Origin of the sequence: Enterobacter sp. CP102, from assembly GCF_025152625.1 — a bacterium.
Lineage (GTDB): Bacteria > Pseudomonadota > Gammaproteobacteria > Enterobacterales > Enterobacteriaceae > Enterobacter > Enterobacter soli.
Genome location: NZ_CP104014.1, coordinates 3,297,509 through 3,310,923, shown reverse-complemented (window position 1 = coordinate 3,310,923; position 13,415 = coordinate 3,297,509). Strand labels below are relative to the sequence as shown.

The 13,415-nt window shown below is 51.2% G+C and carries 11 protein-coding genes and 6 tRNA genes; 9 read left to right on the top strand and 8 right to left on the bottom strand.

All coding sequences use genetic code 11. From position 1 onward, the window contains the following. Nucleotides 1-87: 87 nt before the first annotated feature. Nucleotides 88-1,029 (top strand): LysR family transcriptional regulator, encoded by a 942-nt coding sequence (locus tag N1249_RS15615; RefSeq protein ID WP_259830848.1) that lies wholly within the window; start codon nucleotides 88-90, stop codon nucleotides 1,027-1,029. Here N1249_RS15615 and N1249_RS15610 read toward each other — a convergent pair. Then, a complete protein-coding gene (locus N1249_RS15610; protein ID WP_259830846.1) occupies nucleotides 1,020-1,364 on the bottom strand; it encodes a FlxA-like family protein in 345 nt (114 codons plus the stop codon). The genes N1249_RS15615 and N1249_RS15610 overlap by 10 nt on opposite strands. A 204-nt stretch (nucleotides 1,365-1,568) precedes the next feature. Between N1249_RS15610 and xapA the strand changes: the two genes are divergently transcribed. The 3 genes from xapA to N1249_RS15595 all read left to right on the top strand — a co-directional run bounded on the left by xapA (nucleotide 1,569) and on the right by N1249_RS15595 (nucleotide 4,657). Further along, a complete protein-coding gene (xapA, locus tag N1249_RS15605) occupies nucleotides 1,569-2,393 on the top strand; it encodes a xanthosine phosphorylase (RefSeq protein ID WP_259830844.1) in 825 nt (274 codons plus the stop codon). Between the two features lie 51 nt (nucleotides 2,394-2,444). Further along, nucleotides 2,445-3,701 carry a nucleoside permease gene (locus N1249_RS15600; RefSeq protein ID WP_259830842.1) on the top strand — a complete coding sequence of 419 codons (1,257 nt, stop codon included), beginning with the start codon at nucleotides 2,445-2,447 and terminating at the stop codon, nucleotides 3,699-3,701. A gap of 68 nt (nucleotides 3,702-3,769) precedes the next feature. Further along, the gene (locus N1249_RS15595; protein ID WP_259830840.1) at nucleotides 3,770-4,657 is read left to right on the top strand and encodes a LysR family transcriptional regulator; all 888 of its coding nucleotides are present in this window, start codon (nucleotides 3,770-3,772) and stop codon (nucleotides 4,655-4,657) included. Between the two features lie 272 nt (nucleotides 4,658-4,929). Here the strand turns inward: N1249_RS15595 and N1249_RS15590 are convergent. From N1249_RS15590 to N1249_RS15575, 4 genes are all read right to left on the bottom strand, one after another. Further along, nucleotides 4,930-5,005 (bottom strand) — tRNA-Lys (locus N1249_RS15590). Between the two features lie 4 nt (nucleotides 5,006-5,009). Next, nucleotides 5,010-5,085, bottom strand: a tRNA-Val gene (locus N1249_RS15585). Between the two features lie 30 nt (nucleotides 5,086-5,115). After that, nucleotides 5,116-5,191 (bottom strand) — tRNA-Val (locus tag N1249_RS15580). Between the two features lie 42 nt (nucleotides 5,192-5,233). Further along, nucleotides 5,234-5,309 (bottom strand) — tRNA-Val (locus N1249_RS15575). A gap of 258 nt (nucleotides 5,310-5,567) precedes the next feature. Here N1249_RS15575 and gltX point away from each other — a divergent pair. After that, nucleotides 5,568-6,983, top strand: coding sequence for a glutamate--tRNA ligase (gltX, locus tag N1249_RS15570; protein WP_014071236.1), 1,416 nt, complete (start codon nucleotides 5,568-5,570; stop codon nucleotides 6,981-6,983). A gap of 43 nt (nucleotides 6,984-7,026) precedes the next feature. Here gltX and N1249_RS15565 read toward each other — a convergent pair whose 3' ends face one another. Further along, nucleotides 7,027-7,422, bottom strand: a complete 396-nt coding sequence (locus N1249_RS15565) for a YfeC-like transcriptional regulator (RefSeq protein ID WP_259830837.1) — start codon at nucleotides 7,420-7,422, stop codon at nucleotides 7,027-7,029. 1 nt (nucleotide 7,423) lies between these two features. After that, the gene (locus tag N1249_RS15560) at nucleotides 7,424-7,780 is read right to left on the bottom strand and encodes a YfeC-like transcriptional regulator (RefSeq protein WP_259830835.1); all 357 of its coding nucleotides are present in this window, start codon (nucleotides 7,778-7,780) and stop codon (nucleotides 7,424-7,426) included. 217 nt (nucleotides 7,781-7,997) lie between these two features. Between N1249_RS15560 and N1249_RS15555 the strand changes: the two genes are divergently transcribed. The 3 genes from N1249_RS15555 (at nucleotide 7,998) to N1249_RS15545 (ending at nucleotide 10,594) form a co-directional block, all read left to right on the top strand. After that, nucleotides 7,998-8,073, top strand: a tRNA-Ala gene (locus N1249_RS15555). Nucleotides 8,074-8,114: 41 nt separating this feature from the next. Next, nucleotides 8,115-8,190: transfer RNA gene (locus tag N1249_RS15550), tRNA-Ala, on the top strand. Between the two features lie 214 nt (nucleotides 8,191-8,404). Continuing rightward, nucleotides 8,405-10,594 (top strand): EAL domain-containing protein, encoded by a 2,190-nt coding sequence (locus N1249_RS15545; protein WP_409193146.1) that lies wholly within the window; start codon nucleotides 8,405-8,407, stop codon nucleotides 10,592-10,594. A gap of 43 nt (nucleotides 10,595-10,637) precedes the next feature. Here the strand turns inward: N1249_RS15545 and N1249_RS15540 are convergent, their stop codons facing one another. After that, the gene (locus N1249_RS15540; RefSeq protein ID WP_217187425.1) at nucleotides 10,638-11,825 is read right to left on the bottom strand and encodes a NupC/NupG family nucleoside CNT transporter; all 1,188 of its coding nucleotides are present in this window, start codon (nucleotides 11,823-11,825) and stop codon (nucleotides 10,638-10,640) included. A 350-nt stretch (nucleotides 11,826-12,175) separates the two neighbouring features. Between N1249_RS15540 and N1249_RS15535 the strand changes: the two genes are divergently transcribed. Continuing rightward, nucleotides 12,176-13,414: an Nramp family divalent metal transporter gene (locus tag N1249_RS15535; protein WP_259830830.1), complete on the top strand. Its 1,239-nt coding sequence runs from the start codon at nucleotides 12,176-12,178 to the stop codon at nucleotides 13,412-13,414. The last annotated feature ends 1 nt before the right edge of the window (nucleotide 13,415 follow it).

The following is a 13,415-nucleotide window of genomic DNA, read 5'->3' as shown; positions in this document are numbered from 1 at the left end:
TGACTCCTGAAAACAGATTTCGCTATTGTGCTTTTTTCTGTTTGAGAAATAAAATTGATTTATTGCATCCATTCATGAAAAGAACAGATGAATTATTCCTTACGTCAGCTTCGTGTATTTGTGACCGTAGCACATGCCCGTAGCTTTAGCCGGGCAGGAGAAATAATCGGCTTGAGCCAGTCGGCGGTCAGCCATAGTGTGAAAGAGCTTGAGATACAGACCGGTGTGCGGCTGCTCGACCGAACCACGCGCGAAGTGGTGCTCACCGATGCCGGCCAGCAGCTGGCTTCCCGGCTGGAAAGGTTACTGGACGAGCTGAATTCCACGCTGCGGGATGTGGGCCGGCTCGGGCAACAACTTTCCGGCACTGTGCGCGTCGCGGCGAGTCAGACGATATCTGCGCATCTTATTCCGCAGTGCATTGCCGAAAGTAATCATCTCTACCCGGAGATCGATTTTGTGCTTCATGACCGTCCGCAGCAGTGGGTGCTGGAGAGTATCCGCCAGGGGGAGGTGGATTTTGGGATCGTTATCGATCCCGGCGCTGTGAGCGATCTTGAAAGCGAAGTTGTGCTTTCGGAACCGTTTTTACTGTTATGTCGTGACGACGATCCGTTGGCATCATTGCCGGAGGTAACATGGCAGGCGCTGGAAGGAGCGGATCTTGTGCTTCAGGATTACGCATCGGGTAGTCGCCCGCTGATTGATGCTGCGCTTGCTGAGCAGAGGGTCAATGCAAGGATAGTGCAGGAGATCGGTCATCCTGCCACGCTGTTTCCGATGGTTGAAGCGGGGATAGGCATTAGCGTGTTACCCGCACTTGCGCTGCCGCTGCCTCAGGGAAGCCGTCTGACAGTAAAACGGTTTACACCGGCTATCGACCGTAAACTTATGCTGGTCAGGCGTAAAAATCGTTCTATCTCCGGTGCGGCGCTGGCAATCTGGGAAGTGGTGCGTATGCAGGCTCAGCAATTAACCGAAGCACGGATACGCGACCCACTGTTTAACCCAAACGATTATCAGATGTAGATATCAATCTGGTGCTCTGCGGACGGTTTATTCACACCTTCTTCAACGGCCTGCTGAACCGGGCCCTGCTTCGGCGCGGATTCTTCGGCTTGCTGGCGCTGAAGCGCCTCCATCTGAGCCTGTAGCATCGCCATTTGCGACTCAAGCAGCTCCTGCTGCTTTTGTTTTTCTTCGGCGGTGCCGTCACCCGATGCCACCTCTTTTAACTGCTGGGTGACTTTGGTTATCTGTTTGGCCAGACGAGAAATTTGAGAAGCAATGTCATTACCACCGGAGCTATTATCAGTGCTGCCGATTTCCATCGCTGACAGAGATACTGCCTTGAGGGTTGTCATATTGAGTTCCTTTTCGCCATAAATAAGGGATATCGGCACCGCAGGCGATAGCTTGAGGTCCGCCGGGCGATGGGGCAGAAGATATTGATACTGAAACAGTATTGATAACCCTGCAAAAGTGTATTGGTGATCCCCCCTGGGCTCCAGATATAAGACAAAGGTCATGCGATCTGCTATCGCAATCTTTGTCCTGATGGAGCCTCTATGACCCTCTCAAATAATCCCTGGTACTGTGCGGATATCATTCGCGCCCACAAACCGAATTTCACCCCACGCGTTGCTTTTATCCTGGGCTCTGGCCTGGGCGCGCTGGCAGAACAAATTGAAGATGCCGTGGCTATCTCGTATGAGAAATTACCCGGTTTCCCGGTCAGTACCGTACATGGGCACGCGGGGGAACTGATATTAGGCCATCTTGCCGGTGTTCCCGTGGTCTGTATGAAAGGACGCGGTCATTTCTATGAAGGTCGTGGCATGACCATCATGACCGACGCTATCCGCACCTTTAAACTGCTGGGCTGCGAACTGCTGTTTTGTACTAATGCGGCAGGCTCTCTGCGCCCGGAAGTCGGGCCTGGTAGCCTTGTTGCCCTGAATGATCACATCAACACCATGCCCGGCACGCCGATGGTCGGGTTAAACGATGAGCGTTTCGGCGATCGCTTTTTCACCCTGGCTAATGCCTATGACGCAGAGTACCGCGCCGTGCTGCAAACGGTCGCGGCTGAAGAGGGCTTCCCGCTGAGTGAGGGCGTTTTTGTATCTTACCCGGGGCCGAATTTCGAAACGGCAGCAGAGATCCGCATGATGCAGATTATCGGCGGTGATGTCGTGGGTATGTCGGTGGTCCCGGAAGTGATTTCTGCGCGCCACTGTGATCTGAAAGTGGTGGCTGTGTCGGCTATTACCAATCTGGCTGAAGGGCTGGGCGATGTGAAACTGTCCCATGAGCAGACGCTGGCGGCAGCAGAACTCTCGCGGCAGAATTTCATCAATCTTATCTGCGGCTTCCTGCGCAAAATCGCCTGATAAAAATAAGTGGCCCTGAACAGGGCCACACCCTGCGAAAAGGAACAGGTTATGAACATCACGACCCGATTAAAGATGATGTCCTTTATGCAATATTTTATCTGGGGGAGCTGGCTGGTTACGCTGGGCTCCTACATGATTAATACCCTACATTTTACCGGCTCAGACGTGGGGCTGGTTTATAGCTCCAAAGGGCTTGCGGCGATCGTTATGCCATCCCTGGTGGGCATCATTGCCGACAAATGGCTGCGCGCAGACCGGGCCTATATGATTTGCCATCTTGTGTGCGCGGTTGCACTCTGCTATGCCGCGCATGTCAACGAACCCGGCCTGATGTTCTGGGTGATGCTGGTTAATGCGATGGCGTTTATGCCCACAATTGCGTTATCGAATACGCTCTCTTATTCCTGTCTTGAACAGGCCGGGCTGGATACGGTGAGCCATTTTCCACCTGTACGTGTGTACGGCACGGTGGGCTTTATTGTGGCGATGTGGGCAATCAGCCTGATGGGTGTTGAACTCAGTAATGTCCAGCTCTACATCGCTGCGGGGGCCTCCCTGGTGCTTGCTCTGTATTCCCTGACATTACCTAAGATCCCGGTAGTGAAGAGCAAATCAGCCCCGACGCTTGCAAGCAAACTGGGCCTGAATGCTTTTGTGTTGTTCAGACAGCCGCGGATGGCCATCTTTTTCTTGTTCGCGATGCTGCTGGGCGCGGTGCTGCAAATCACCAATACCTTCGGCAGCCCTTTCCTGCATGATTTTGCGCGCAACCCGGAGTATGCAGACAGCTTTATCGTTAAATATCCGTCGATATTGCTCTCCGTCTCGCAGATGTCTGAAGTTTTCTTCATCCTGACAATCCCGTTTTTCCTGAAACGCTTTGGTATTAAAACCGTGATGCTGATGAGCATGGTGGCCTGGATGCTGCGTTTCGGGCTGTTTGCTTTTGGCGACCCGTCTGCGGTGGGATTTGTTTTGCTGATGTTGTCGATGATTGTCTACGGTTGCGCCTTTGATTTCTTCAACATCTCGGGCTCGGTATTTGTGGAGCAAGAGGTGACGCCGGACATCCGTGCCAGTGCGCAGGGCTTATTTATGACCATGGTAAATGGCGTTGGAGCATACGTGGGGTCGATCCTGAGCGGGATGGCGGTGGACTATTTCTCCGTTGATGGTGTGAAAGACTGGCAGACCATCTGGCTGGTATTTGCGGCTTACGCGCTGATTCTGGCCGTGGTGTTTTTCCTGTGTTTTAACTACCGACACGCGGGTAAAAACAACGCGTTGCGCACAGCGACGCATTAAAACGGGTTGTTCCTGACGCGAAAAGATTTAAGGTGAGGTATTCAGTGTTATCTCCGGGATATGCTTTGATGGAACGCGTCTACCGAACCGACCTTAAACTCCTGCGCTATTTCCTGGCCGTGGCGGAAGAGCTGCATTTTGGGCGGGCGGCGGCTCGCCTGAATATGTCGCAGCCTCCGTTAAGCCTGCATATCAAAGAGCTGGAAAGCCAGCTCGGTACGCTGCTGTTTATTCGCCATTCCCGGAGCGTTGCATTAACCCATGCCGGGAAAGTTCTGATGGAGGAATCACGTCGGCTGCTGACCAGTGCAAATCAGGCGCTGGCCCGGGTCGAACAGATTGGTCGCGGTGAGGCAGGGCGCATCGAGCTTGGTATTGTGGGAACGGCAATGTGGAGTGAAGTGCGTTCAGTAATGCGAACGTTTTTAAAAGAGCACCCGAACGTGGACGTGGTTTTTCGCGAGAAATCACCGGTGATGCAGATGGCATTGCTTGAACGGCGTGAGCTGGATGTCGGGATCTGGCGCATGGCCACGGAGCCTGCCCCGGGGTTTACCGGTATTCGTCTGCGTGACGCTGCATTTCTGGTGGCGATGCCGGAAGATCACCGGTTAGTTGCCAGCACGTCTATCTCACTTTCTGAGCTGCAAAATGAGTATTTTGTCACCATGCCGTCTGCGCATTCAGACTGGGCTTTTCTGCAGCGTGTGTGTCAGCAGGCGGGATTCTCGCCAATGATTGTCCGTGAGGCCGTTGAGCCGCAGACGGTGCTGGCGATGGTCAGTATGGGCATGGGAATTACGCTTGCGGCAGACAGTTACGCACAAATGCAGTGGCCCGGCGTGGTATTTCGCCCGTTGAAAGAGCGTATACCGGCAGATTTATACGTGGTGTATGACGAGAAGCAGGCAACACCGGCGATCGAGAGATTAGTCACCACACTGGTTGAAGGATAAAGAATGTGTATTTTGTAGTCCTGATAAGCGCAGCGCCATCAGGCAATGTGCTTTAGGCCAGAATCGCAGGTTCGAATCGTTCAAATAGCAGAAAGCAAAAAAGCGCCTTTAGGGCGCTTTTTTACATTGGTGGGTCGTGCAGGATGACTCGCTTCGCTCGCCCTTCGGGTCGTCGCCGTAAACGGCTCCGCTGTTCGGCTCGAACCTGCGGCAGGTTCGAATCGTTCAAATCGCAGAAAGCAAAAAAGCGCCTTTAGGGCGCTTTTTTACATTGGTGGGTCGTGCAGGATTCGAACCTGCGACCAATTGATTAAAAGTCAACTGCTCTACCAACTGAGCTAACGACCCGAAATGGTGGGCGATGACGGGCTCGAACCGCCGACCCCCTCCGTGTAAAGGAGATGCTCTACCAACTGAGCTAATCGCCCATTTCGGAACTGCTATCGATAAGGTGAGAATGGTGGGCGATGACGGGCTCGAACCGCCGACCCCCTCCGTGTAAAGGAGATGCTCTACCAACTGAGCTAATCGCCCATTCTCAATTCTTATCTACACTGCGAGTCTACATGAAGTAGATGGTGGGTGATGACGGGCTCGAACCGCCGACCCCCTCCGTGTAAAGGAGATGCTCTACCAACTGAGCTAATCACCCCCGCTGTGTGGAGTCGCATTATAGGGAGAGTTGAAAATGAGTCAACGCATTTTCTAAAGTTTTTATTCGTTCGTCGTAAAATTAAACAAAACGATCGCAAAACGGGCGGCGGCGCATGATTTCTAAACAAAAACAGCAAACTCAAGCCCGATTCAGGGAACAACATTGAGGAATCGCCCCACAGTGATAGAATATTGCCCATTGTTTTTTCCCCGGGATTTGCCGATTGCCGGCATCTTTATAACGTAAGGCCATTTCATGAAAATCAAAACTCGCTTCGCGCCGAGCCCGACAGGCTATCTGCACGTCGGTGGTGCCCGTACTGCTCTCTATTCCTGGCTTTTCGCACGCCACAACAAAGGTGAGTTTGTGCTGCGTATTGAAGACACCGATCTTGAGCGCTCAACGCCGGAAGCAATCGAAGCCATTATGGATGGGATGAACTGGCTGAATCTGGAATGGGATGAAGGCCCGTATTTCCAGACCAAACGTTTTGACCGCTATAATGCTGTGATTGATGAAATGCTGGTCGCTGGCACGGCATATAAATGCTACTGCTCTAAAGAACGTCTGGATGCCCTGCGCGAAGAGCAGATGGCAAATGGCGAAAAACCACGTTACGACGGCCGTTGCCGCCATGACCACAGCGAACATGCTGCGGATGAGCCGTGTGTTGTGCGTTTTGCCAACCCGCAGGAAGGTTCTGTTATCTTTGACGATCAGATCCGTGGCCCGATCGAATTCAGCAACCAGGAGCTGGATGACCTGATCATCCGTCGTACCGACGGCTCACCAACCTATAACTTCTGCGTTGTGGTAGATGACTGGGATATGGAAATCACCCACGTTATCCGTGGTGAAGACCATATCAACAACACCCCACGTCAGATCAACATCCTGAAAGCACTGAATGCGCCTGTACCAGTGTATGCGCACGTTTCCATGATCAACGGTGACGACGGTAAAAAACTGTCTAAACGTCATGGTGCGGTTAGCGTAATGCAGTACCGTGATGACGGTTATCTGCCAGAAGCGCTGCTGAACTACCTGGTTCGCCTGGGCTGGTCCAGCGGTGACCAGGAGATCTTCAGCCGTGAAGAGATGATCAATCTGTTCTCTCTGGGCGCAGTCAGCAAATCCGCCAGTGCGTTCAACACCGATAAACTGCTGTGGCTGAACCACCACTACATCAACACCATGCAGCCAGAGTACGTTGCGACTTACCTGCAATGGCACATCGAACAGGCAAACATCGATACCCGCACTGGCCCTGAGCTGGCGGAACTGGTGAAACTGCTTGGCGAGCGTTGCAAAACGCTGAAAGAGATTGCCGAAAGCTGCCGTTACTTCTATGAGGAGTTCGACGAGTTTGATGCCGATGCAGCCAAGAAACACCTGCGTCCGGTTGCGCGTCAGCCACTGGAAGTCGTGCGCGACAAACTGGCGGCGATTACCGAGTGGACCGCTGAAAATGTTCACCACGCTATTCAGGCGACTGCCGATGAGCTGGAAGTGGGCATGGGTAAAGTGGGGATGCCGCTGCGCGTGGCAGTAACCGGCGCTGGCCAGTCACCTGCACTGGATGTCACCGTTCATGCTATTGGTAAAACACGCAGCGTTGCGCGTATTAACAAAGCACTGGGCTTTATTGCTGAGCGTGAAAGCCAGCAGTAATTGCGCAAAAGGTAAGAATAACGGCAGGGAAACCTGCCGTTTTTTATGCGTGCAATTCAGTAATGCCGAGGCGGGTAAGAAATCCCTGAAGGCCTTCCCGGGTCAGTAACGTCTGAAGTCGCTCTTGCTCAATCAGCGTTAAATTCTCAAGAGAGTCGATGATTTGAGGAAGTAAGCCAGACGATTTAGATTCCCCGTATAACGAGGGCGCTTCTGCCAGTTGATAGATAGCCTGGCGGTTACGGATGGCCGGAATGCTCATGATATGCTCGCGAACACGGGCATCAATATGAATCAACCGTGCGCGTCCGCCTTTTACCCCATTAATGCCTTCCGTTTTCCATCCTTGCTGCCGAATCCAGCGATTAACTGTTTGCCGGGCAACACCCAAACTATCGGCCAGCTCTTCGGTCGTCATTTTACTGCGTAATCTTTTCATATCAGCTCTGATCGCGTATCCCTAAACGTTGCAACAATCCGGTAATCCCTTCCCGCAGTAACAGAGATGTCAGCTGCTTTTGCTCATCCGGCGTCATTTCATTTGCCAGCGTCAGAAGTAACGTGTGGAGCGAACGGTCATGGTTTTCTGGCATATCAGGTGCGTCGGACGCCCGGCGGGCGCTGTGAATAAAGTCCCGAACTTGCTCATTGACATGCACCAGCCGCGCCTTGCCACCCTGTACTCCTGGTTTTGGCGATGTAATCCAACCCTCTTTACGAACCCATTTATTGATGGTCTGGCGGCTATAGCCAGTGAGCAGGGCTAACTCTTCTGGCGTCATTCGTTCCTTGATCATGCAATTGCCTGAATATTAGTAGGGTTAATTAGTGGTTCATTTTATAGCACCGTTTTACGTGAAAACGTGACAGGCTTAACTCCTGACTGCGAGCAGGTACGCAAAGTGATTCATTTGCATGATTTTTCGGCGATTGATTCAAAGCGATCGATTTTGCCGTTGACACTCCGAAGCTAAATTCATATTATGCCGCCCGTCAACATGACAGCTTTACGATGGGGCTATAGCTCAGCTGGGAGAGCGCTTGCATGGCATGCAAGAGGTCAGCGGTTCGATCCCGCTTAGCTCCACCAAACTCTGAACCCAACAGAGTGCGGTTTGTAAAGTAACATGTGGGGCTATAGCTCAGCTGGGAGAGCGCTTGCATGGCATGCAAGAGGTCAGCGGTTCGATCCCGCTTAGCTCCACCAAAATTTAAATCCTCGTCGAAAGACGGGGGTTTTTTTATGCTTTTGTAACACCTGTGCACGGATTTTGTTGCAAGTAATGGTGTTTTCCTATACCTCACCTCAATCCAGCTTAAGAACACGGTCTAATTATGGACTTGATCTTGCTTCGCGCAATTAATAAACCTATTATCCGTCCGGTCAATGAATAATAGCGGAAAATAGTTTATTCACTTTAATGAAAAGTAAAAATGTCAATAATGTAAAGATATTTATGATTGCGTTACTGCTTTGTCTGATTGCGGTGCCGTTTTCTCGTTATATCTCACCGCGAGCAATAGTTAACGGTCATGATGTTTATTTGGCATGGTTACCATTAAGTGTAATGCTGGCTGTGATTTTATTGTTTGGCCGCCGCGCAATTATTCCCATCCTGTTAAGTTTTACTGCTGCTAATATTTACAATATTAATTTAGCGCCGCTACAACATTTAGTTTTGCTTTTTTGCCAGACTTTCTCCGTCTTTGCCGCTTGTGGCGTGATCCGTCTGGTGCTGGGCAAGCGCTGGCGCCACAGTGTGCCCAATAAGTACATCGGTATACGTATATTCTGGCTTGGTTTTATGGTGCCGATAGGCATTAAGCTATCGATGTATCTGGCGGGCTATTTATTTGATTTCCCGGTGACTATCTCTACTTTCTTCGGCGAAGGCACTGCAATTTATAACGTTGTTGATATTCAGAGCCTGATATGTGCCGCGCTCATATTTACAATGATGTTTTACTATCCCTTAAGAATGATAATTAGTCCCCGGTATGCTGCATCATTCTGGCGACAAAGTCTTAAACCATTACTCCTGAATAAACAACCTATTTATATAGTAATTTGGCTAATGGTTTTGGTGTTTATTGTTGCAGTTTTGTGCGCTCCTCTGGAGTCACCGATAATTGCGGGATATTTAATGCCCGTCATCTTTATCCTCTTTACGCTTGGGATCAGCCGCCTGAGCTACGCGCTTATCTCACTGCTGTGGGCGACGTCGGCACTGTTACTGCTGACGTACAATTATAACTTCCTCAACGGGGTGGAATCGGGATACTCCCTCTCATTTATCCTGTCGGTACTGATCTCTTTTGCTATTTGTTTGCTCTATATGTCGAGGATTTATCGACGCAGTGAATGGATGAAACAAGGCTGGCAGAAGAGGGCATTAACCGACCCGCTTACTGGTCTACCCAACATTCGTGCGCTTGAGGATTACCTGCATCTTCATCCTGATGCGAAAATCTGCTGCCTGCGGATGGACAACCTCGAGTTCCTGAGCCGCCACTACGGCATTCTCATGCGCGTGCATTGCAAGCGTATGATTACGACCTCCCTCCGGCCGCTGATGCAGAAAGATGAACAACTGTTCCAGCTACCCGGCAGTGAACTGGTGCTGGTTCTGCTAGGGCCAGGAACGGCTGAGCGCTTGCAGCATATGGTTGATCAATTGAACAGCCGTAAAATCTTCTGGAACAACACCGGGCTGGATATCGAGTTTGGCGCATCCTGGGGCGAGATTGAAAACGGTGAAAATCTCCATCACACCCTGGGGCAGCTGAGCTGGCTCTCTGAACAGTCCTGTGCAACGCACAATGTGCTGGCACTGACCAACAGCATTGAAACCGTTTCAGGGCAAACCACCGACAGAGTGTTGATGTTAGGGCGTATCAAACGTGCGCTCGACGCGGGCGGTATCCGTTTGTACGCCCAGCCGATCCAGAATGCTGCCGGAAAGGGCTATCACGAGATCCTGACCCGGCTTGAGAGTGATGGCGAAATTATTACGCCTGACCGTTTTATCCCGCTGATTGCCCAGTTCAACCTGAGCCATCGGTTCGATTTGAGCGTGGTTGAGAACTTACTGGCATGGCTGCGTGATAACCCGGTATCACATGACAAAACCCGGTTTTCCGTTAACCTCATGCCGTTGACGCTGATGCAAAAAGAGGTTGCGAACGAGATTATCAAGCTCTTCGAACACTATCGGGTTCCGCCTCACGCTGTTGTGATTGAGATAACCGAAGAGCAGGCATTCTCGAATTCAGGAACCAGCATCAAGAACATTCAGCAACTAAGGGATTGCGGTTTCCGTATTGCGATTGATGACTTTGGCACAGGGTATGCCAATTACGAGCGCCTCAAGCGCCTTCAGGCCGATATCATCAAGATTGACGGCTGTTTCGTAAAAGACATCTGTAGCGACAGCATGGATGCGATGATTGTGCAGTCAATTTGCAATCTGGCGAAAACGAAGTCGTTGTGTGTGGTTGCTGAATTCGTTGAAACGCCGGAACAGCGAGAGATGTTGCTCCGCTTTGGCGTGGACTATATGCAGGGATACCTGCTGGGCAAACCTGTGCCGCTTAGCGAACTACAGGCATAAAAAAACCGGGAGCACAGGCTCCCGGTTTTGTTTTGGTCTGGATTTACAGTACCAGTGCTGCGATAGAAGCAGACAGTACGCTCACCAGGGTAGAACCGTAAACCAGTTTCAGACCGAAGCGAGAAACCACGTTACCTTGCTCTTCGTTCAGACCTTTAATCGCACCCGCGATGATGCCGATAGAAGAGAAGTTGGCGAAGGAGACCAGGAACACAGAGATAATGCCTTCAGCGCGCGGAGAGAGCGTGCCGGCAATTTTCTGGAGATCCATCATCGCAACGAATTCGTTGGAAACCAGTTTGGTGGCCATGATGCTACCAACCTGCAATGCTTCGCTTGCCGGAACACCCATTACCCAGGCAACCGGATAGAAGATGTAGCCCAGAATGCCCTGGAAGGAAATACCCAGGACCGCAGCGAACAGTGCGTTCAGTGCAGAAATCAGCGCGATAAAGCCGATCAGCATTGCCGCAACGATAATCGCAACTTTGAAACCTGCCAGAATGTATTCACCCAACATTTCGAAGAAGCTCTGACCTTCATGCAGATTTGCCATCTGGAGGTTCTCTTCGCCTTCTTCAACGCGGTATGGGTTGATCAGGGACAGCACGATAAAGGTGCTGAACATGTTCAGAACCAGAGCTGCAACAACGTATTTTGGTTCCAGCATTGTCATGTACGCGCCCACGATAGACATGGAAACGGTAGACATCGCTGTGGCTGCCATGGTGTACATACGGTTGCGGGACATTTTGCCCAGAATGTCTTTATACGCGATGAAGTTCTCAGACTGACCCAGGATCAGGGAACTTACTGCGTTGAAGGATTCCAGTTTGCCCATACCGTTGACTTTAGACAGCACAGTACCAATTGCGCGGATAACGATCGGCAGAACACGGATGTGTTGCAGGATACCAATCAGCGCAGAGATGAAGACGATAGGGCACAGTACTTTCAGGAAGAAGAAAGCCAGGCCTTCGTCGTTCATTTTACCGAAGACAAAGTTAGTCCCTTCGTTGGCGAATCCGAGCAGTTTTTCGAACATTTCGGAGAAGCCTTTCACGAAGCCAAGCCCCACGTTGGAGTTCAGGAAGAACCACGCGAGTAAAACTTCAATAACGAGAAGCTGAACAACATAGCGGATGCGGATTTTTTTGCGGTCATGGCTGACCAGCAACGCAAGCGCAGTAACGACAACGAGTGCCAGGACAAAGTGAAGGACGCGGTCCATATTTGCTCCAAATTTGAGGCAGGTTTAATTTCCGTGCACATTCTATGTAACAAGCGTAAAGAAAACGAGATCAAAGCCACACTATAGTCACATCCTGTGACGAGTCTCAAAAATAGTGATCAACAATACATTTTTGTTATGTTAGGTAAATGAGTGAAAAGTTAAGTTTGTGTGCTACGCTTCACAAAAGACTGCGCGATTTCACATTCTGTGAGGCCGCTCCAGCAAACCTGCCCATCTATTGTTCAAAGCTATCAGAGAAATCACACAAAACGTTTTAAATGATCTTGATAATCATTCTCATTTTGTTAGCATTAAACATAGCAAAGGCTATATTTCCAGAGGCAGAAATGACAAACAGTCGCGTAGAGGGTAGCAGTGGCAGAGCAGCGCGCAAGTTGCGGTTCGCATTAATGGGACCTGCGTTCATTGCTGCCATTGGCTATATCGATCCGGGTAATTTTGCGACCAATATTCAGGCCGGGGCGAGCTTCGGCTATAAGCTGCTGTGGGTTGTCGTCTGGGCAAACCTGATGGCAATGCTGATTCAGATGCTCTCCGCGAAGCTCGGGATTGCCACGGGTAAAAACCTGGCCGAACAGATCCGTGACCACTATCCGCGTCCGGCCGTCTGGCTTTACTGGATCCAGGCCGAAATCATTGCGATGGCAACGGATCTGGCTGAGTTTATCGGGGCGGCTATCGGGTTCAAGCTGATACTCGGCGTTTCTCTGTTACAGGGTGCGGTGCTGACCGGGATTGCCACTTTCCTTATCCTGATGTTGCAGCGCCGTGGGCAGAAGCCGCTCGAAAAAGTGATTGGCGGCCTGCTGCTGTTTGTGGCCGCGGCTTATATTGTGGAGTTAATTTTCTCACAGCCTGATCTGGCGCAGCTTAGTAAAGGGATGGTTATCCCAAGCCTGCCAACCTCTGAAGCGGTATTCCTGGCCGCGGGGGTTCTGGGTGCCACTATCATGCCACACGTGATTTACCTTCACTCTTCATTAACGCAGCACCTGCACGGTGGCACGCGCCAGCAGCGGTATTCTGCGACCAAATGGGATGTCGGTATCGCGATGACGATTGCAGGGTTTGTGAATCTGGCGATGATGGCAACCGCCGCCGCCGCGTTTCATTTTAACGGGCACACGGGTATTGCCGATCTTGATGAGGCCTATCTGACGCTGGAACCCTTGCTGAGCCATGCCGCGGCCACCGTATTTGGGTTGAGCCTGGTTGCTGCGGGTCTGTCTTCGACCGTGGTCGGCACCCTGGCAGGGCAGGTAGTCATGCAGGGGTTCGTGCGCTTTCATATCCCGCTGTGGGTGCGCCGTTCCGTCACCATGCTGCCATCCTTTATCGTGATCCTGATGGGGCTTGATCCGACGCGTATTCTGGTCATGAGCCAGGTATTGCTGAGCTTTGGTATTGCACTGGCGCTGGTTCCGCTGCTGATTTTTACCAGCAATAAATCCCTGATGGGCGATCTGGTGAACACCACGCTTGTGAAACGCGCAGGCTGGGCCATTGTGGTTGTGGTGGTGGCACTCAATCTGTGGTTATTGGTCGGGACACTATTGGGGTTATAGA

What these genes read in the sequence shown, in the direction of transcription:
- N1249_RS15615 (WP_259830848.1), top strand. Translation starts at nt 88, where the DNA reads ATGAATTATTCCTTACGTCAGCTTCGTGTATTTGTGACCGTAGCACAT.
- N1249_RS15610 (WP_259830846.1), bottom strand. Translation starts at nt 1,364, where the DNA reads ATGACAACCCTCAAGGCAGTATCTCTGTCAGCGATGGAAATCGGCAGC.
- xapA (WP_259830844.1), top strand. Translation starts at nt 1,569, where the DNA reads ATGACCCTCTCAAATAATCCCTGGTACTGTGCGGATATCATTCGCGCC.
- N1249_RS15600 (WP_259830842.1), top strand. Translation starts at nt 2,445, where the DNA reads ATGAACATCACGACCCGATTAAAGATGATGTCCTTTATGCAATATTTT.
- N1249_RS15595 (WP_259830840.1), top strand. Translation starts at nt 3,770, where the DNA reads ATGGAACGCGTCTACCGAACCGACCTTAAACTCCTGCGCTATTTCCTG.
- gltX (WP_014071236.1), top strand. Translation starts at nt 5,568, where the DNA reads ATGAAAATCAAAACTCGCTTCGCGCCGAGCCCGACAGGCTATCTGCAC.
- N1249_RS15565 (WP_259830837.1), bottom strand. Translation starts at nt 7,422, where the DNA reads ATGAAAAGATTACGCAGTAAAATGACGACCGAAGAGCTGGCCGATAGT.
- N1249_RS15560 (WP_259830835.1), bottom strand. Translation starts at nt 7,780, where the DNA reads ATGATCAAGGAACGAATGACGCCAGAAGAGTTAGCCCTGCTCACTGGC.
- N1249_RS15545 (WP_409193146.1), top strand. Translation starts at nt 8,405, where the DNA reads ATGAAAAGTAAAAATGTCAATAATGTAAAGATATTTATGATTGCGTTA.
- N1249_RS15540 (WP_217187425.1), bottom strand. Translation starts at nt 11,825, where the DNA reads ATGGACCGCGTCCTTCACTTTGTCCTGGCACTCGTTGTCGTTACTGCG.
- N1249_RS15535 (WP_259830830.1), top strand. Translation starts at nt 12,176, where the DNA reads ATGACAAACAGTCGCGTAGAGGGTAGCAGTGGCAGAGCAGCGCGCAAG.